We start from the raw sequence: 17,387 nt of genomic DNA, 5'->3' as shown, positions 1-17,387 counted from the left end.
TTACAGAAAACAGTCTGGTGACGTTATTTTCAGGTTTATATGAAAACCTGCAAATCACAAATTTTAGCGCCGGGCGTTGCCGCCCGGCCTTTTAGTTACGCATCGTTGGTTTTTAGTGAAGGCAGTTTAGAAACCAGGCGCAGCGAAACGGTTAGCCCTTCCAGCTGATAATGCGGGCGCAGGAAGAATTTCGCAGCGTAGTAGCCAGGATTATCCTCGATTTCCGTGACCATCACTTCCGCCGAAGCCAGCGGCTTACGCGCTTTGCTTTCCTGTGAAGAGTTGGCCGGATCGCCATCCACATAATTCATTACCCAGTCGTTCAGCCAGCGCTCCATATCTTCGCGTTCGCGGAAAGAACCAATTTTATCGCGTACGATGCACTTCAGATAATGGGCGAAGCGGCAACAGGCAAACAGATACGGCAGACGAGCGGCAAGGCGCGCATTGGCGGTAGCATCAGCGTCGTGATACTCAGCCGGTTTCTGCAATGACTGCGCGCCGATAAAGGCGGCAAAGTCTGAGTTTTTGCGGTGCACCAGCGGCATAAAGCCATTTTTCGCCAGCTCGGCTTCGCGCCGATCGCTGATGGCGATTTCCGTCGGGCACTTCATATCCACGCCGCCGTCGTCGCTGGGAAAGGTGTGACACGGCAGGTTTTCCACCGCGCCGCCCGATTCCACGCCGCGAATAGAGGTACACCAGCCGAACTCTTTAAACGAGCGGTTGATATTGGCCGCCATCGCGTAAGCGGCGTTGGTCCAGGTGTAGTTGCTGTGGTTCGCGCCCTCGGTTTCCTCTTCAAAATCGAAGCTGTCCACCGGATTGGTGCGAATGCCATACGGCAGACGCGACAGGAAGCGCGGCATAACCAGCCCCAGATAGCGCGCATCTTCCGATTCGCGCAGGCTGCGCCAGGCGGCATATTCAGTGTTCTGGAAAATCTTGGTCAGATCGCGCGGATTCGCCAGCTCCTGCCAGGTTTCCATTTGCATCACGCTCGGCGCAGAGCCGGTAATAAACGGGCAGTGCGCCGCCGCGCCAATGCGCGCCATCTCGCCCAGCAGCTCCACATCCGGCGGGCTGTGATCAAAATAGTAATCGCCCACCAGGCAGCCAAACGGCTCGCCGCCGAACTGACCGTACTCTTCTTCATAGATTTTTTTGAAGATCGGGCTTTGATCCCAGCCGACGCCCTTATAGCGTTTCAGCGTGCGTCCCAGCTCCTGCTTGGAGATGCTCATAAAGCGGATTTTCAGCATCTCATCGGTTTCGGTGTTATTTACCAGATAGCTCAGCCCGCGCCACGCGCCTTCCAGCTTCTGAAAATCATCATGGTGAATAATCTGATTAACCTGGCGCGATAGTTTTTCATCTATCTCCGCGATCAGCGCCTGAATAGTGCGGTACGCGTCGTTAGAAACGGTGACGCTGTTTTCCAGCGCCTGCTGCGCCAGCGTTTTTACCGCGCTTTCTACCGCAGCGCGCGCCTGATCGCTTTTCGGACGAAACTCTTTATTCAGCAGCGCGCTAAACTCATCCTGACTCCAGGTTTGCTGCTGCGGCTGTTGCTGCTGCTGCTGCTGCTGTCGTTGCTGTGATGATTTGCTCATAATTATTCCTCATCACCTTTTGCTGCATCATCCTTCTTCGCCAGATGTCCCAGCGACTTCAGCAGCGTCGGATCCTGCAAAATTTTTGCGATCAGCTCTTCCGCCCCGTTTTTCCCATCCATATAGGTCAGCAGGTTGGAAAGCTGGGTGCGCGCTTCCAGCATTTTATTTAACGGCTCAACCTTACGCGCAACCGCGTCCGGCGAAAAATCTTCCATGCTTTCAAAGGTCAGATCGATATTCAGCCGCCCTTCACCGGTCAGAGTGTTGTCTGTCTGAAAAGCGACGCGCGGCTTCAGCGCCTTCATACGCTCATCAAAGTTATCGATATCAATTTCAAGGAATTTGCGTTCATCAACGCCCGGCTGCGGATCAACCGGTTTACCCACCAGATCGGCCATCACGCCCATAATGAACGGCAGCTGGATCTTGCGCTCTGCGCCGTAAATCTCCACGTCGTACTCAATCTGTACGCGCGGAGCGCGGTTGCGGGCGATAAATTTCTGCCCGCTGGATTTTGCTAATGCCATGATGCTCTCCATCGGATTTGCGCGGTAAAAAGTTAGCAGCAGGCGCGCTTGCCAGGCTGCCGTAGAGGAGCGGCGGCCTGCTTACTCGCGGCGGCCAAACAAATTTTCCAGCTGCTGCACGCCGTCGGGCGCCAGGTCGCGGATCATTTCCATAAAATCGAGTTCGATCACCCGTTGAAGGCGTTCAATCATCAGCGGGGCCGGATGGCTCGGCTCCTAGCGGGAAAAATAGTGCTTCACTTTTTCCAGCATCAGCTGCGCCTCGGATCGCGAGTTAATTTCACAGCTGCGCCAGTCGGTAGTCGTCTGCCGCGGCGGCGCGGCCGGCGCGCTCGCTTTCGCCTCAGCCGGCGCTGACGCCTCGCCGCCGGATACGGTCGCCAGCAGCGCGCCCAAATCTGTGGTCTGGCACGCCTGCGCCACCAGATCGATGGTTCTCTGCAGCTGCCCCATCTCCGGCACGCCGCTTTCGCCAAGGTGCTCCGTCAGGGTTTCGCGAATAGTTTGCAAACGCTCACTTATCTGTAATACCGCTTCGATGCCAGGCTGATCGCCACGAGCCAGCTCATCGCTCAGCCTGGGGCGCCCGCCGGGATAATCGGCAACTTCAACTTTGCTGCCGTCCAGCAGCGAACAGGCGTCGCGCAGGGAAATTTGATCGACCGCGCTACGTAAAAGCGGGGCCTGGCGCAGCGCCGAGGTCAGCGCCGATTTATCGCCCAGCGCCGCCAGCGCGTTGATGCGGTAGAAGGGATCGCGTTCGCCATACTCTTCCAGCAGCGGCCAAAGCGGCTCCCAGTAAAGCAGCAGCGCCTGCTCGATCAGCTTTAGCCCGCTGGCATAGCCCGGCAGCCCTTTCATCTGCGTCCAGGCGTGAGTAAGCGCTAACATCACGCGCAAATCCTTGGTGCGCGACAGCAGATCGGTCGCCAGCCGCTCGACTTTGTTCCAGTCGGCCGGCTCGGCGGGAATGATGGTTTCGCCGAACTGCTGCTCCGCTTTACCTTCGCATGCCTGCAGCATCGCCATGTAATCGGCGTCATATTCCAGATTTTCCCCGCACGGCTTATCGCTGCTTACCGGGGCCAATAGCGCATCGATATCCATTGCGTCCTCAATATCGGTTAATCAAACATAGGCGGATAGAGTCCGTGCCGGCCCGGCCTGGCGCCGCCGGCGGGATCGAACAACAGCGAAAACAGCTGACTGGTGAAGTTGCCGCTGTGCAGATGGGTATAAAGCGGATAGCCATCAGCCTGGTTGGTCCACCAGAAGCTGGTATAGCGCTGCGGATCGAAACGCTCCGCCACCAGCGGCCAGTTCAGATTGGTGATGTTGTCGCCATAGCCGATAACTTCCAGAATATCGGATCGCTGCTGTATGGCCGGCTCCGGCGGGGCCGGAATCGCCAGCAGCGCGCCATCAAGATCGGCGGCGGAATAGCCGCCGTGCACCGCCAGCAATAGCGTGCGTCCCAGCTGCTGATACCAGTCGCCCGCCTGCGCCAAACGTCCGTTTGTCCATTCGGCCGGCGTGAAACTGTACAGCGCGCACACCGGATATTGCCGCCCTACGCTGTCGCGCGCCGGCAGCAGGCAGCCCATCTGCACCAGCTGGCTGCCCAGCATCGGCGGCACGACAAAATTCCATACCGGCGCCTTAGCGAAACGCTGCGCCTCGTCAGAGCGCTGCTCTTCATTTTTCTGCCAGTTCATCAACCCCACCTGAAACCAGTGGGTCCACTGACGGGACAGCGCTTCAGGAAAACGGCGCTGTAAAAAGTCACCGGCGCTGGGCAATTTCCCATACCAGCCGATCGCAGGTGAGTGGCTCATGATCTATTTCCTTGCGTTCATGGACAGGAGAAGCCGGGAAGCTGAAACGGATTGCGTATGCTGTTCGGCGTAAACTCCAGCGTGACAAGATGTCCATCGACGTTAAACGTCGCCTGGCGGCTCAGGCTGTTGCTGCCCGCGGAAAGCGCGGCGCGGTCGAAAAAGCGGTTAAGCGCCCAGGCGCCGTTGGTTACCAGCGTGGAGGTGGTGCCATCCACCAGCCCCAGCTGCATTCGCACCTGGCGCGTACTGCCGCTGCCGGGCCAGCTCATTAGCTGCACCGCCTGCGGGCCGTGACTGTAGCGCAGCAGCTGCCCGTCCACGTCCAGCGTCAGATTGAGAATATCGTTGTCCATGCGCACGGTGCGGATGGTGACGCGAAATGATGGCGTGTTCGCGCCGTTGGCGAAAAAGGCGTCGCGGATGCTCTGCGCCTGCTGGAAAGGCCGCAGCAGCGCCTCGCCGCCGGGCAGGCTCTTGCCGTCGATACCGGGCATAAAGCGCCAGCTGGAGCGGGTAGTATCCACTTTCATCGCCAGGTTATCGCGAAAGAAAGAGTCCATCAGGCCGGTGCCCGGCGCAAACATGCGCGCCAGATCGTCCGGCGTCACTTCACTTCGTCCACGGCGGGAGAGCGGATAGCGCCCGGCGATCGCCTGGCGGCAAAAGGTGCCGACTTCCACGTTGATGCGCTTGCGGACATTTTCCATATCGCGTCGCTGGGCATCGCTGCTGGCGCCTACCGCCATATGGGTGAACATATTTTGCAGCGAGCCGGGCAGCCGTCCGGCGCTGGCCTGCAAACGGCTAATCGCCTCGCCGGAAGGCGGCGGCATTCCACTGTTGGCGGCGTCCTGTACCGCCGTCAGATAGCGATACAGCTCATCAAGCTGCTTAATAAAGTCATCAAAGGCGATGGTTTTGCCGCCCTGCTCCAGCGGCTGCGCCAGCTCGATTACCGACGCATAGTGCTCGGTTACGCGCTGTTCCGGCGTCTGCTCCGCGCGCGCGGCGGCATGCGTTGGCCGCTGCGAGCGGAACAGCGCCTCCAGCGTGCGGGTAGCGTTGCTGACCTGATCGCTCGCTGACGGCTTATCGTTTTCCGACGGCAGCGGCTCCAGCATCAGGTAGCGGCTGAGGTTAATCACCAGCTTGCGCAGCGGCGAGCTGCTGCTGGAGAGCAGGCGGGCGCTGTTGATGCGCTGTGACAGATCGGCGCTGCTGCTGAGTTCAATATCGCTTAGCAGCGCATCCCACTGGCGCATAAAATCGTTCATATAAAGCTGGCGTACCGCCTTGTCCGTTTGCGGTTTGTCCTCATCAACCGGGGCGCTGCCCAGCACCCAGATATCATCTTTATGCAGCGCGGCGGCTACCTTGTTGATGTTTTTGTCGAAGTGCTCCCAGTAGCCTGCCGGCGTATAAAGCCCCGGAATGCCTTCGCCGATCGGCTTACCGCTTTTGCGAGTAAACACTAACTCACTCTGAGGGCCGCCCATATCGGCAAGCGAAACCGGTTTCAGGCGCTCGTCCTGTAGCAGCAGGCGTCTGAGGCGGCCATAAACCCGCCCGGAAAGCGGCATTTTATTGATCAGCGCCTGCTCGCGCTTTACCAGCGCGTCATCTTTGGCATAGGGCGAAGCCTGGATCTGCGTTTCCAGCAGCTGCGCCAGATGTCGTTCCAGCTGGCTAAGCTGGGAATGAGTAATGTTCTGCGGCAGGTTGCGCCGCACGTTAAGCATCACCCAGGCGTGCAGGAATTTGCCGTCATAATGCTGCGGCTGGTAGAGCATCTGGTAAGCCTTCAGCGCCTCATAGCTGTAATCCGCATCGCTGCCGTTATCGTGGCGCAGCCAGTTGGTAATCAGCTGCGCCACCTGCGGCAGCAGCAGCTGCTTCAGCGACTTTTGATACAGCGACTGGGTCGCGTCGCTGACCTCTACGCCGCGATAAAGCCCCATCCGGCGCGTCATCGGCGGGTCGTTCAGGTCAAAATCGCTGCTTTCCGGCAGTTTGAGCACGCTGTTCAGGAACGGCAGCAGCGTGAAGAGATCGCCTTCGCCGCGCGACTGCAGCTGTTTACTCTGCGCCACCACCTCCGGCACCCTGGCCTGTACTTCGCGCAGGTAGCTTTTGTTGTTGCCGTAGCTGGTAAACCACAGCAGGGACACGCACACCAGCAGCGCCAGCAGCAGCGCATAGCCCGACCAGATCACCGCGCGGTTGCGCAGCTCCCACCAGCGGTTGCTGCCGGCCAGCCCCGCTTCCTGGAATATCACGTTGGTCAGCACTTCGCGCAGGAAGAAGCTCTGGCCCTTCGCTGCCGGAATCGGCGCTTCTTTATCAACGCTGTTCCAGGCGCCGCTGGTGCCCGGCTCCGCTTCGTTGCGCTGCGCGCCGTTTCGCGGCAGATGCAGCGCGCGGCTCAGTTCGCCCATCACGCGATCGAAGGGCAAACCTTCCTGGGTGCCGCTGGTGAAGTAGATGCCGCGCGGCGAGAACTGCGTTTCAAAATTAGAGCGGGCGAAAACGGTGCTGAGATATTCCGTCAACAGCGGACGCAGCGCGGCGAACTCCTGCGGAAACAGGTAGCTTTCCGCGCGCGCCTGCGCATCGCTTTCCATAATCAGAGTATCCGCCAGGCCGGCGTCCAGACGCTGTTGCAGCAGCGCATACTCCTGGGTAAACGCGCCGATCAGGTCGAAATCGGCCAGCTTCGCCTGCTCCCACGGGAAGGTGAAACCCCAAATCTGATCGCGCTGCGCCTTATCCAGCCGCGAAAACCACGGGCGAAAACCTTTCAGCAGATCCGCTTTGGTAACCAGCACATAGACCGGGAAACGGATGCCGAGCTGCTCATGCAGCTCCATCAGGCGCTGGCGCAGGTTAATCGCCTGCTGCTGCGCCTCCTGCGGCGTTTGCGTTAACAGATCGGAGATACTGATGGTCGCCATTACGCCGTTAATCGGCTGACGACCGCGATACTTGCGCAGCAGATCGACAAACTTTTGCCATTCGCTGGCGTCGTGCGCCTGCTGGCTCTCCTGGGTAGTGTAACGGCCGGCGGTATCCAGCAGCACCGCCTCATTGGTAAACCACCAGTCGCAGTTGCGCGTGCCGCCGATACCGCGCAGCGCGGTTTTGCCAAAGCGATCCGCCAGCGGAAACTGCAGGCCGGAATTAGCCAGCGCGGTAGTTTTGCCCGCGCCCGGCGCGCCGATAATCACATACCACGGCAGCTGATAGAGATACTGGCGGCTGAAGCGCTGCGCCCAGAAGGGGGTGCGGCCTCCGGCGCGATTGAAGTGCGCCTTACGCAGCAGCTGCGACGCCTCATCAAAGCGTTCAGCCAGCACCTGCTCTTCATCGGGCAGCCGCTTGCGATCGCTCTCCCCTGCCTGTTCTGCGTTGCTCAGGCTGCCCATCAATTTACGGTTGATCCAGGCGTTGTACAGCCGCGGCAGCAGATTGCTCAGGCCCCACACCAGATAGATGACGATAATACTAATCAGGCGGTTGCGCTCCGACTCCAGCGGGCGCGAATCGCCGATAGCGATCAGCGGGCCAATCGTCCAGATAATAAAGCAGATGGCAGAGATGCCAACGAAGCCCCACATCAACCGGCTGGTGATAAAAGAAATCAGTAATTTCAGCATCGGTCAGTTCCCTTGCGGCAATCCATTCAGCTCCGCGCGCGTATTGGCTGGCGAAACTAACAGTGTGATCTCCACCCGACGATTGCGGGCGCGGTTCTCCGGCGTAGTGTTCGGCGCCAGCGGGTTGGTTTCGCCGCGCCCTTCCGCCTTGACGCGCTCCGGCTGCGACAGATGTTTTTGCAGCATCATGCGCACCGACTGCGCGCGCGCCAGCGACAGCTCATAGTTAGAGGCGAAGCGGGCGCTGCGGATCGGTACGTTATCGCTGTAGCCGATCACCAGAATTTTGCCGCTGACGTTATCCATCGCCTGCGCGATACGATCGATCACCGGTTCATAAGGCTCGCGCACGGCGGTAGAGGCGGAAGCGAACAGCCCGTCGCCCTTCAGCGTCACCACGCTTCGATCCGCCTCGTCGCGCACCGCCACCAGCCCTTCGGCGATTTCCGGCTGCAGAAAGGCGCGCAGGTTCAGCACCGCGGGCGCGCGCGGCGCCGGATTACGAATTTTCACTTCCGGCAGCGGCGTTTGATAAACCGAGGCGAGCACCGGGCTGGTGTAATCGCCCAGCCGCCAGTTGAGCAGGATATAAAGCAGACAGGCGAGAAAACCGGCCAGCGCGGCGCAGGCCCAGAGCGGCACCATCGGGCGCCACATCTTGCGCGTCACCGGCTGATCGACCGGATGAGGCGACAGGGGCGGCGGATAGCCGCCGCGCACGCCGCGGATCATCTGCAGCAGGCGCTGGCGGATGGTTTCCAGCTGCGAGCGCCCGTTGTCCATGACCCGATAGCGCCCCTCAAAGCCCAGCAGCAGGCAGTAGTTGATCAGCTCCAGCAGAAAGATATGCTCACGCGGGTTTTGCGACAGCTTCGCCAGCAGCTGAAAAAACTTCTCGCCGCCCCAGGTTTCATTATGAAAAGTAACCAGCAGGCCGTTGCCGGGCCAGACGCCGCGGCTTCCCCAGGGCGTCAGCGCCGCCGCCTCGTCCAGCGCGGTACAGAGACAGTAGCGGGCGCCGACGATAACCTCATACGCCAGGCCGGCGCGCTGGCTGTTTTTTTCAAAATGCCGCACCTCATCGATCAGGCGCTGGCGCAGCGCCGCGGGATCGTCGTGCGATACGGAGTGGCGAATCTGCGGTATCGCATTCAGCAAAGGGTTAGCGGCGGCGACCAGCGGATTATTGCTGCTGGCGCCGGAAAAGACGGCATCGCTGCCGGTGGCATGTCGTTCCTGCATGGTGAGCGCTCATTCCTAACGTTTCAGACGGAGTGGCTACGAATAGCCCAGAATTCCATATCCAGACCGGGAAACTCACCGGCCAGATGAAGCGCAAACGCGCCTGACCTTTCCATCTCTTTCCATAACTCCCCGCCCTTCTCCAGCTCGAAATAGTTGTAGCCGGCGTGCCAGGGGATCTGCGGCGGCGCGGTAGGCATGGCGCGCAGCACCATGCCCGGCAGCTGCAGCTGCACCAGATCGCGGATTTTCGTCACCGGCGCGACTTTCATCTGCGCCGGGAAGTGCGTTTGCAGCGCCTCGCCCGGCACGTTGGCGCGTACCGCCAGCACAAAGCCGAACTCGCGCACCATCGATGCTTCAGGCACGGTAGCCACATTCAGCCCGTGCGAGCGCTCCGTCAGCGGCAGCTGAATCGCGCTCTCTTCCATTACCAGCGACAGCCCCTGGCGCAGCATCAGCATCAGCTTACTGAAGCCAGGCGCGATATCATCGTGGTCGTAGCGCGGCAGCGCCGCGTCAGGCGTACGCTGCGGCGTCCAGGTGAAAAGCTCGGTGGCGAACGCCAGCCAGTCGCTGAACAGCCGTTCGGGATGCAGCAGCGGCATATTCTTCAGGTGCGCAACCCGGCCGAGGTGGTGATTGATTAACGCCAGCAGCATGAAATCGACCATTTCAGCGGTATTGAAGCGTCCCGGCTGCTGCAAACGCTGGGCGATCTGCTGGCTGCGCTGCGCCAGCAGCCCGTGAATATCGTTCAGATAGTCAAACAGCTGGGGATGATTGATGGCGTTAAGCATCGGCGGAATATAGCTGCCGTCGAGCCGCAGCTGTTTGTCGCTGCGTTTTTCTATCACGCGCGCCACGCCGACCGCGGTCCATTCGGCGGTCAGCTCGCTCTCCAGCATCAGCCGCAGGCGCATTTTGCCGAACTGCACCACCGCTGGCCCGACAGAGACGGCGTTGCAATCATCCACCTCCCGCTCAAAGCTGAGATAGCGCGCCAGCGAATCCGCCGCTTCGCTAAAGATCACCTCTTCACGTCCGCCGCGCCGCGCCGGCAGCGCCAGCACGACTTTGACATTGCTCTGGTTATCGGCGATTTCCAGCGGCGCGGGCGCCTGGCGCGCATCATGAAAGGCGAAGTGGGTGCCGTCCGGCAGCAGGCCGCTGGCGCTGCTAAGGGCGATTTTGCCCTGGCGCAGCATCGCCTCGTCGAACTCCAGATCGGTAAACCCCCACAGCCAGCTGCGCTGGGCGAAGCCCCAGTCGCGCAGGATGCTTTGCAGGTAGCTTTCCGCCTGCTGAAAGTGATGGGGGCGCAGGAACATGCCTTCGCTCCAGACCACCTTTTCTGCTTTGTTCATAATGGCTTTCCGTTATTCAGGCAGTAATTCTTGTTTGCCTGCGACGCGCACGCCGTATTGGTCAGCGACGATGCGGGCCTGCAGGGTATCTGATTTTTTCTGCCAGCCTTCGACAGGAGAGGCGTCGCCCGGCGACGGCAGCGCTAAAGAGAGCCGCCACTTTTTACCGTTCAGCGCCTGATATTCGGCCATAACGCCGATATAGCGCGCTTCAGGCATCAGCTGCCCGCTAAGCGTTTTTTTCAGCTGGCCGGGCATCAGGAAGAACTGCTCGCTATTAAGCAGATTGCTGCCGAGCACGGCGGCGGCGTTGTTCTGCAGCGAATAAAAATCGGCTGACATAAAATCAGCATCTGATTTCAGCACCAGCACCCTGAGTTTCAGCGGCGCGGAGTCATTAACCGGCGGCAGCGCCTGCACGAACAGGGCGTAACGGGAGGGATCGCCGCCGAAAAAAAAGCTGCAGCCGGCCAGTAAGGTAAGCGCGGCGAAGCAGAGCGCCGGTTTAGCCAGGCGCGAGAAGAAGGTTGTTTTCATCATGGCTTACCATTACCGACGCGCGGTTAGTCAATAATCCAGGTGCCGCTGCTGCTGTTCTGGCACGCCCTGCTGTTGCCATCAACCGCAATGCAGTTATTTTTCTTTGCCGGCGCGGGGTTGCGCGCGCGCGTGCGTGCGCGGCGCTGATCCGCCTTTATAGTTTTTTCATACAGCGCGCTTTTTACTACCGCGCGCAGCGGCACATAGCCCAGCAGCTGCTCCTTATCCTGTTCCGCCACGGCAAGCCAGTTATTCTCTACCGCGCCCAGCACCTTATAGCTCTGAGCATTCTCCAGGTAGCGCACCAGATTGCCGCCGAAATCAGGACGGCTCATTACCGAGGCGTTATACAGCGCGCGATATTCCTCGTTGATGGGCGTAAAGGTTTTTGGCGGCGTGATGGCGTAACGATGGGTCAGCTTCACGCCATCAACCGTGCTGGTAACGATCGTATCGTCAGTGAGAGGCGGCGTCGTTTTACAGCCCGTAACGCTCAGTGCCAAAAGCAGAGTTAATGCTATTTGAATTTTCACCATGATCCTCATGAACTTGTCTCTATTAATTAACAAAACCCGACTGGATAAACCTGTAAAAAAGGACGTAAGGGTGCCGTAAGCCGGCGGACGCTGAAAAATAACAGCCAATGCCAACAGGGCCATTTTAAAAAATGGTAAAAGACAAATTAGCTACGATAACCAAATTAGAACTGACAAATATTTCTGTCTGATATGAAGGGGGGCTTAGCTTAGCAAAAAGTTACTTTGCTCAACATATTTCAAGGAAGGGCCAGCAAAGACGCCGTATTCGTCATCCTGACCGTGAGGTTCAATGAATATTCCTCAACCATTAATTAACATCCTTGATGGTATTTACGGCATTCACTGGTGAAAAACGTTAACGTAATTTGTTAGCGAGCATGATGAAGATATGCCCGCCGCCCCAGAAGATTGTTGGTAAAGAAAAAATAAATTATCTTATAATTCAGTTATTATTTAATTTTTACTTAATGCAATAGCTACCGCACGAGATTGTCCGTTGCATCCCGTATTTCATCTTTTTCGCTATTGATGTTTCTGTTTCGCGCAAGTTTACATAGTCTTTGCGAGAATTCAACGGGGTGTGTGAGACGCGAATTACATTAGTAATTCTTAATTTAGACATCCGTCACAAAATACGAATGTTCTTAATATTTTCGCAGGGAATAATCCTATAAAACATCAGAAAAGTTTCACTTATTTACCGTTTTGCTGGATTTATGACGCGATAAAATAAAATTTAACGGTGAATTTTTTTTTATCGTTGGATCTGAAAGAAACTAACTGAGATGGAAAGAGCTGCCGCCAAAATGGCTTTTTAGCAGCGAGTACCACTATAAAAGCCAGAGATAATAAAAAAGCGGCCAGATGGCCGCCTTATTAGTAGATAATCCCAAATTATGCCGATTTTAAAACTTAAGAAATAAGAATGAATTGCAGTTCACACAGCGAACTCACCTGCCAGTCCGCTACGATTGCGGCCGGCCTCTGCCGTCCATCGGCATTGAGCCAGCAGGTTTTCAGCCCGGCATTGATGCCGCCCAGGATATCTGAATCGGGATTGTCGCCCACCATCAAAACGCGCTCGCGCGGCGGGTTGCCCATTTTTTCCAGCGCATAGTCGAAAATCGCCGGATGGGGTTTGGCATAGCCGACCTGCTCCGAGATCACCAGCAGATCGAAATAGTCACGAAAGCCGGTGCGCTGCAAACGCACCTGCTGCAACGCCGTAAAACCGTTGGTAATAATGCCCATCTTAACCTTGCCTTGCAGCGCGTTCAGCAGGTTTACCGCCCCTTCCAGCGGTACGCAAACTTCGCCCATCGCGGAAAGGAAGCCGCTGTTCAGCTCGCCGGGCGTTACCTGAAGCTTTTCCGCCCAGCCGGTAAAGCGCTGATGCTGCAGCTGCAACGCGGTAATCGCGCCGTTCTGATAGTCTACCCACAGCGGCTTATTAATCGCCTGGTACTCATCATAATCGTCGTTGCTGAACTCAACGTTATAATCTTTAAACAGCCGCTGTAGTCCGGCAAACGCATCAAAGTGAAACAGCGTGTCGTCAGCGTCAAAAAGGATCCAGTCCCAGTTTTGTAGCATAGCCCTCTCCTGTTACGGCACATCAGGTCGCTCCCGACGCCAGCCTCTACAGGCTGAGCGCCATAATCAGAGCATCTTCCCTGCCGTGAGGTGCCGGGTAATAATTGCGGCGCACCGATACTTCGTTAAAGCCGGTCTGTTCATAGAGCGCGATCGCCGCCCGGTTAGAAGCGCGTACCTCCAGCCACAGGGTAAAAATATCGCGCTGCTGGAGCTGCTCAATCAGATGGTGCAGCAGAGCTTTGCCCAGGCCGCGACGCTGGCACGCGGGATCGACGGCGATATTAAACAGCGTCGCCTCATCCAGTACCCATTGGGTAATGGCAAACGCTGCCATGCGGCCATCGGCATCCAGACGGTAGTTAAGGTAGCGTTCGCCCTGATTACTGGCGAAAGTCGCCTCCGTCCACGGGTAAGCGTGGCTGCGCCGCTCAATGGCGAGCGCTTCAGGAAGATCGTTCGGCGTGAGTAAAGAAATCGACATCATATTCACAAATTTGCTGCCAGAGCGCGCGTTTCGCCCCGGCGTCATAATAGAGCGCCTCAAGCGGCGGCGTGGAAAGGTGCGGACCCGGCAGCGCTACCGGCGCATCGGTGCCAAGACGCCAGCTGGCGCAGGCGCGATCCTCAGGCAGCATGGCGAGCTGTTCCGGCGTTACGCTCAGCGTCTGCTGCGGCGTAATCGCCAGCGCGCGCAGCACGTCGCTGACCAGCGGGTCCCCAGGGCCGGGGGGAATATCCGCCACAATAAGCAGGCGGGTATCCGGCGGCAGCGTAATGGCAATCTCGCCCTTTAACGCGCGCGGACGCCGCAGCTTATATTGCGTAATGCCCATTTGCTGTAGTAGCCAGTCACGTCTGGATGACATAGAAATTCCCGTTACGCTCTGCCGCGCTGTAACTTAAATAATGCGGGCCGCAGAAAGCGCCGCCGATGCAGGCCTCAATGTTAACATTTCTGCAACCTTAACAATGACGCGCATATGCTAGCAAACTCATCGAACAAGCGCTAACAAACCACTATACTCTGCGCTCTGATTTCTGAGGAGCTATCTGATGTCTGCTTTTACCCCGGCGAGTGAAGTGATCCTGCGCCACAGTGATGAATGGCAAACGCGCCGCGTGCTGTTTGCCGGTGATTTGCAGGATGACCTGCCTGCCCAGCTGGAAACCGGTCTGAGCCGCGTTCACACACAATATTATCATCACTGGCAATCATTAAGCCGCAGCATGGGCGACCGCGCGCAGTTTGGCCTGATCGCCACGCCGGAAACGGTAGCAGAGTGCGATACCCTGATCTATTACTGGCCGAAGAGCAAGCCGGAGGCGCAGTTTCAGCTGCAAAACCTGCTGTCGCTGCTGCCGGTCGGCAGCGATATTTTCGTGATCGGCGAAAACCGTAGCGGCGTGCGCAGCGCCGAAGGAATGCTGGAAGAATGGGCGAAGCTGGACAAAATTGACAGCGCGCGCCGCTGCGGCCTCTATCACGGGCGACTGACGCAGCAGCCCGCCTTTGACGCCGACGCCTTCTGGGATGAATACACCATCGAAGACTGCACCATCAAAACGCTGCCGGGCGTGTTCAGCCGCGACGGGCTGGATAGCGGCAGCGCCCTGCTGCTTTCCACCTTTACGCCGCATACCAAAGGTAAAGTGCTGGATATCGGCTGCGGCGCGGGCGTGCTGGCCACGCTGCTGGCCCGCCATTCGCCGAAGGTGCGCCTGTGGCTTGCTGACGTCGACGCCGCCGCGCTGGCCGCCAGCAAAGCGACGCTGGCCGCAAACCAGCTGGAAGGCGAAGTGTTCGCCAGCAACGTCTATTCCGACGTGAGCGGGCGCTACGATATGATCATTTCCAACCCACCGTTCCATGAAGGAATGCAGACCAGCCTTGAAGCGGCGCGCACGTTGATCCGCGGCGCGGCCCAGCATCTTAACAACGGCGGCGAGCTGCGGCTGGTGGCAAACGCCTTCCTGCCCTACGCTCAGGCGCTGGATGAAACTTTCGGCGAGCATGAAGTGCTGGCGCAAACCGGACGTTTTAAAGTTTACCGCGCCGTATGGGGACGCGCCGCCCGCGCCCGCTAAGCCCGACAGCGGCGTTCAATGCGTGATTTTCCGGGGGATATGCTGTTTTTTACAGCAAACGCGACAGAGTGAAGAAATATCTGTTGACGTCCCCGGTAAAAATCTCCAAAATCCGCCTCCGTGGTTACAGTGCTGCAGAGCATTGTTGGAACGCGAAGGTGGCGGAATTGGTAGACGCGCTAGCTTCAGGTGTTAGTGTCTTAACGGACGTGAGGGTTCAAGTCCCTCTCTTCGCACCAAAGACCACGAAAATTCATATCGCACAGCATCTGCGCGAAGGTGGCGGAATTGGTAGACGCGCTAGCTTCAGGTGTTAGTGTCTTTACGGACGTGAGGGTTCAAGTCCCTCTCTTCGCACCAGTGTGGTGATATGAAGACAATGTTACGCGAAGGTGGCGGAATTGGTAGACGCGCTAGCTTCAGGTGTTAGTGTCTTAACGGACGTGAGGGTTCAAGTCCCTCTCTTCGCACCAATATTGTCGCCCTGTTCCCTTCTCTCCTGTACTCTCCACTAAGTTCATTTCGCACGCCTTACGGCACATCGTTTTGCTTTACAGCCTTGTAAACCCTTTGCGTTAACCGCTGCGCGTCAGCTCTCATCGTCAGGCATTAGCCAGGCTGGCTCACAGCCCGCCGCTGTTCACCGAGATCGCCGCTATAGCGCCTGCCAGCGCAATACAGGAAGGCAGCAGCAGATAGCGACGCAGACGATGATGAAACAGCATTACCGCAGTTGAGAGCAGCGCCGCAACCAGCAGCCAACGCCACTGGCTGAAAGAGAGATTGACGGAGGCCACTACCGGCATCAGCGCGCCAGGCAGAATAATGCCCCATGCGCCCTGCAGCCGTTTTCCCATCGCCCAGCTCACGCCCCATAGCCCGCAGGCCGCCATAATCGCCATCAACATCACAGCCTTCCGTTAAATGATAATGATTACCAATATCATATGATAATTTTTATCATTTTGCACCCATTTGTGTTGAAACTTTGTACACAAAGATGACAGACCAGTTATAAAGTGATAGATTGCCAGGATTATTCTTAATTAATAATAACTGCTCAAAATCATTGCCAGCGTAATCTTTTACGCTGACAGTGGCGCTTTGATTTTTCAGGGCCGTTTCGGGTGCATAAAAATGAAATTACAAACCTATGAAGCTTTGCTTCACAGCAAATATCGCCTGTCGTTGATTCTGTTTCTTTTTTTAAACCTCGCGACGGCGCTTTTTTTTATGTTGCCGATAAATAAAGGAGAAAATCTTTCATTTTCTCTGCCGGCCACCCTTATCGTGGCATTAAGTATATTGCTGTTAGCTTTTTTCCTGGCGCAGCCTGATACTAAAAAGCCGTTATTATCCCTGACGTCATTTATTATGGGCCTGCTATGGGCATGGCTGATTGTGCATAAGAGCGCGCTGGTGTTCTATTTTGACGGCGGCTTTTTGCTGGTCAGCCTGATGACCATCTTTTTTATCAGCGCTATCTCGCTGAACGAACACCTGCTGGCCTTTTGCCTGCATATCGCGCCGCCTTCGCTGGCGGTACTGACGCTCGATCGCGGCCAGCATTCGCTGACGCTGCTGTTTACCATTGCGCTGCCGCTGATCGGCTTCACGCTGCAAAGCCTGATGCAACGCCGCAGCGATCGCTTTACGCGTCGATTGCTGTTTCAGCTGTATGAAGAAAAGCAGAGCTGGAGCGATCTGAGCATGCTCGATCCGCTCACCGGCCTGTATAACCGACGCGGCCTGCAAAGCCGGCTGGAAAGCCTGCCGGATCACCATGCCGGCAGCCATTTTATGGTGCTGCTGGATATCGATAACTTCAAAGCCTATAACGATAACTACGGCCATGCGATGGGCGATCAGGCGCTGGCGCGGGTCTCCGCAGCGATACGCGATGCGGTACGCTCGCGCGACGTCGTCACCCGCTACGGCGGCGAAGAGTTTCTGGTGCTGCTGACCAACGTTAACGCGGCTATTGCTCTGCGGCTGGCCGAACGGATACGCCAGCATGTGCTGGACCTGGAAATCGCCCATCGCTTTAATCATCGGGTTTCCACACACGTCACCATCAGTGCGGGAATTGCGCCAATAATTGAACGGGACGCCGCACAGGCGATCGCCAATGCCGATCGGGCATTATATGTGGCAAAAAACCGCGGCAGAAATACCATTCTTTGCTGGGATGAAATTTACGATAAACAACCTTTCTCTCGCCCCGACGAAGCGATTTAAAAAGTTAATAATTTATTTAATATGGTAATCAGGCGCGATTATTTATTTACCCTAAGGCAAATTAGCTTTATTACACCGTTCCGCTTGCTGCGCAATAAATAACGGCGGCAGCGAATAAACACGCAGCAAAATAAAAACCGCCGCTG

At 57.2% G+C, this 17,387-nt stretch carries 14 protein-coding genes, 3 tRNA genes and 1 pseudogene; 5 read left to right on the top strand and 13 right to left on the bottom strand.

What is annotated here, in order from left to right; translation table 11 throughout:
* Window positions 1–95: 95 nt before the first annotated feature.
* The 12 genes and pseudogenes from tssC to FKM52_RS04290 all read right to left on the bottom strand — a co-directional run bounded on the left by tssC (window position 96) and on the right by FKM52_RS04290 (window position 13,784).
* Entirely contained in the window at window positions 96–1,613 is a 1,518-nt protein-coding gene (gene tssC / locus FKM52_RS04345; protein ID WP_141174962.1) for a type VI secretion system contractile sheath large subunit, read from the bottom strand.
* Window positions 1,614–1,615: 2 nt separating this feature from the next.
* Window positions 1,616–2,143, bottom strand: a complete 528-nt coding sequence (gene tssB / locus FKM52_RS04340) for a type VI secretion system contractile sheath small subunit (RefSeq protein ID WP_141174961.1) — start codon at window positions 2,141–2,143, stop codon at window positions 1,616–1,618.
* A gap of 81 nt (window positions 2,144–2,224) precedes the next feature.
* Window positions 2,225–3,250, bottom strand: a pseudogene (gene tssA / locus FKM52_RS04335) (type VI secretion system protein TssA).
* 17 nt (window positions 3,251–3,267) lie between these two features.
* Window positions 3,268–3,978, bottom strand: coding sequence for a type VI secretion system-associated protein TagF (gene tagF, locus FKM52_RS04330; protein WP_141174960.1), 711 nt, complete (start codon window positions 3,976–3,978; stop codon window positions 3,268–3,270).
* Window positions 3,979–3,995: 17 nt separating this feature from the next.
* The gene (tssM, locus tag FKM52_RS04325) at window positions 3,996–7,634 is read right to left on the bottom strand and encodes a type VI secretion system membrane subunit TssM (protein ID WP_141174959.1); all 3,639 of its coding nucleotides are present in this window, start codon (window positions 7,632–7,634) and stop codon (window positions 3,996–3,998) included.
* 3 nt (window positions 7,635–7,637) lie between these two features.
* Entirely contained in the window at window positions 7,638–8,876 is a 1,239-nt protein-coding gene (locus FKM52_RS04320) for a DotU family type VI secretion system protein (protein ID WP_141174958.1), read from the bottom strand.
* A gap of 23 nt (window positions 8,877–8,899) precedes the next feature.
* Window positions 8,900–10,243 carry a type VI secretion system baseplate subunit TssK gene (tssK, locus tag FKM52_RS04315; RefSeq protein WP_141174957.1) on the bottom strand — a complete coding sequence of 448 codons (1,344 nt, stop codon included), beginning with the start codon at window positions 10,241–10,243 and terminating at the stop codon, window positions 8,900–8,902.
* A 12-nt stretch (window positions 10,244–10,255) separates the two neighbouring features.
* Window positions 10,256–10,780 carry a type VI secretion system lipoprotein TssJ gene (tssJ, locus tag FKM52_RS04310; protein WP_377092459.1) on the bottom strand — a complete coding sequence of 175 codons (525 nt, stop codon included), beginning with the start codon at window positions 10,778–10,780 and terminating at the stop codon, window positions 10,256–10,258.
* Window positions 10,781–10,806: 26 nt separating this feature from the next.
* Window positions 10,807–11,316, bottom strand: coding sequence for an SH3 domain-containing protein (locus tag FKM52_RS04305; RefSeq protein WP_181407893.1), 510 nt, complete (start codon window positions 11,314–11,316; stop codon window positions 10,807–10,809).
* Between the two features lie 918 nt (window positions 11,317–12,234).
* The gene (yjjG, locus tag FKM52_RS04300) at window positions 12,235–12,915 is read right to left on the bottom strand and encodes a pyrimidine 5'-nucleotidase (RefSeq protein WP_141174954.1); all 681 of its coding nucleotides are present in this window, start codon (window positions 12,913–12,915) and stop codon (window positions 12,235–12,237) included.
* A gap of 46 nt (window positions 12,916–12,961) precedes the next feature.
* The gene (gene rimI / locus FKM52_RS04295; RefSeq protein ID WP_141174953.1) at window positions 12,962–13,402 is read right to left on the bottom strand and encodes a ribosomal protein S18-alanine N-acetyltransferase; all 441 of its coding nucleotides are present in this window, start codon (window positions 13,400–13,402) and stop codon (window positions 12,962–12,964) included.
* Window positions 13,362–13,784: a DNA polymerase III subunit psi gene (locus FKM52_RS04290; RefSeq protein ID WP_141174952.1), complete on the bottom strand. Its 423-nt coding sequence runs from the start codon at window positions 13,782–13,784 to the stop codon at window positions 13,362–13,364. The genes rimI and FKM52_RS04290 overlap by 41 nt, the downstream gene beginning before the upstream one ends.
* Before the next feature lie 187 nt (window positions 13,785–13,971).
* Between FKM52_RS04290 and rsmC the strand changes: the two genes are divergently transcribed.
* The 4 genes from rsmC to FKM52_RS04270 all read left to right on the top strand — a co-directional run bounded on the left by rsmC (window position 13,972) and on the right by FKM52_RS04270 (window position 15,476).
* On the top strand, window positions 13,972–15,003 hold the full coding sequence (gene rsmC, locus FKM52_RS04285; protein ID WP_141174951.1) for a 16S rRNA (guanine(1207)-N(2))-methyltransferase RsmC: 1,032 nt from the start codon (window positions 13,972–13,974) through the stop codon (window positions 15,001–15,003).
* Between the two features lie 152 nt (window positions 15,004–15,155).
* Window positions 15,156–15,242: transfer RNA gene (locus FKM52_RS04280), tRNA-Leu, on the top strand.
* A 34-nt stretch (window positions 15,243–15,276) separates the two neighbouring features.
* Window positions 15,277–15,363 (top strand) — tRNA-Leu (locus FKM52_RS04275).
* A 26-nt stretch (window positions 15,364–15,389) separates the two neighbouring features.
* Window positions 15,390–15,476 (top strand) — tRNA-Leu (locus FKM52_RS04270).
* 150 nt (window positions 15,477–15,626) lie between these two features.
* On the opposite strand, the gene FKM52_RS04265 is transcribed toward FKM52_RS04270, so the two are convergent.
* Window positions 15,627–15,911 (bottom strand): DUF1435 family protein, encoded by a 285-nt coding sequence (locus tag FKM52_RS04265; protein WP_141174950.1) that lies wholly within the window; start codon window positions 15,909–15,911, stop codon window positions 15,627–15,629.
* Between the two features lie 229 nt (window positions 15,912–16,140).
* On the opposite strand from FKM52_RS04265, the gene FKM52_RS04260 reads away from it, so the two are divergent.
* The gene (locus tag FKM52_RS04260) at window positions 16,141–17,241 is read left to right on the top strand and encodes a GGDEF domain-containing protein (RefSeq protein WP_141174949.1); all 1,101 of its coding nucleotides are present in this window, start codon (window positions 16,141–16,143) and stop codon (window positions 17,239–17,241) included.
* Window positions 17,242–17,387: the final 146 nt, after the last annotated feature.

The sequence above is a fragment of the Mixta tenebrionis genome (genome assembly GCF_006517625.1).
In the GTDB taxonomy this organism is placed as follows: Bacteria; Pseudomonadota; Gammaproteobacteria; order Enterobacterales; family Enterobacteriaceae; genus Mixta; species Mixta tenebrionis.
Note: the sequence above shows the minus strand (reverse complement) of the source record. Positions and strands in the feature narration are given on the sequence as shown.

Coding starts and splice junctions, on each gene's coding strand:
- yjjG (WP_141174954.1), bottom strand. CDS start 12,915: ATGCTACAAAACTGGGACTGGATCCTTTTTGACGCTGACGACACGCTG.
- FKM52_RS04260 (WP_141174949.1), top strand. CDS start 16,141: ATGAAATTACAAACCTATGAAGCTTTGCTTCACAGCAAATATCGCCTG.
- rsmC (WP_141174951.1), top strand. CDS start 13,972: ATGTCTGCTTTTACCCCGGCGAGTGAAGTGATCCTGCGCCACAGTGAT.
- FKM52_RS04290 (WP_141174952.1), bottom strand. CDS start 13,784: ATGTCATCCAGACGTGACTGGCTACTACAGCAAATGGGCATTACGCAA.
- tssM (WP_141174959.1), bottom strand. CDS start 7,634: ATGCTGAAATTACTGATTTCTTTTATCACCAGCCGGTTGATGTGGGGC.
- tssC (WP_141174962.1), bottom strand. CDS start 1,613: ATGAGCAAATCATCACAGCAACGACAGCAGCAGCAGCAGCAGCAACAG.
- rimI (WP_141174953.1), bottom strand. CDS start 13,402: ATGATGTCGATTTCTTTACTCACGCCGAACGATCTTCCTGAAGCGCTC.
- tssJ (WP_377092459.1), bottom strand. CDS start 10,780: ATGAAAACAACCTTCTTCTCGCGCCTGGCTAAACCGGCGCTCTGCTTC.
- FKM52_RS04320 (WP_141174958.1), bottom strand. CDS start 8,876: ATGCAGGAACGACATGCCACCGGCAGCGATGCCGTCTTTTCCGGCGCC.
- tssB (WP_141174961.1), bottom strand. CDS start 2,143: ATGGCATTAGCAAAATCCAGCGGGCAGAAATTTATCGCCCGCAACCGC.
- tssK (WP_141174957.1), bottom strand. CDS start 10,243: ATGAACAAAGCAGAAAAGGTGGTCTGGAGCGAAGGCATGTTCCTGCGC.
- tagF (WP_141174960.1), bottom strand. CDS start 3,978: ATGAGCCACTCACCTGCGATCGGCTGGTATGGGAAATTGCCCAGCGCC.
- FKM52_RS04265 (WP_141174950.1), bottom strand. CDS start 15,911: ATGTTGATGGCGATTATGGCGGCCTGCGGGCTATGGGGCGTGAGCTGG.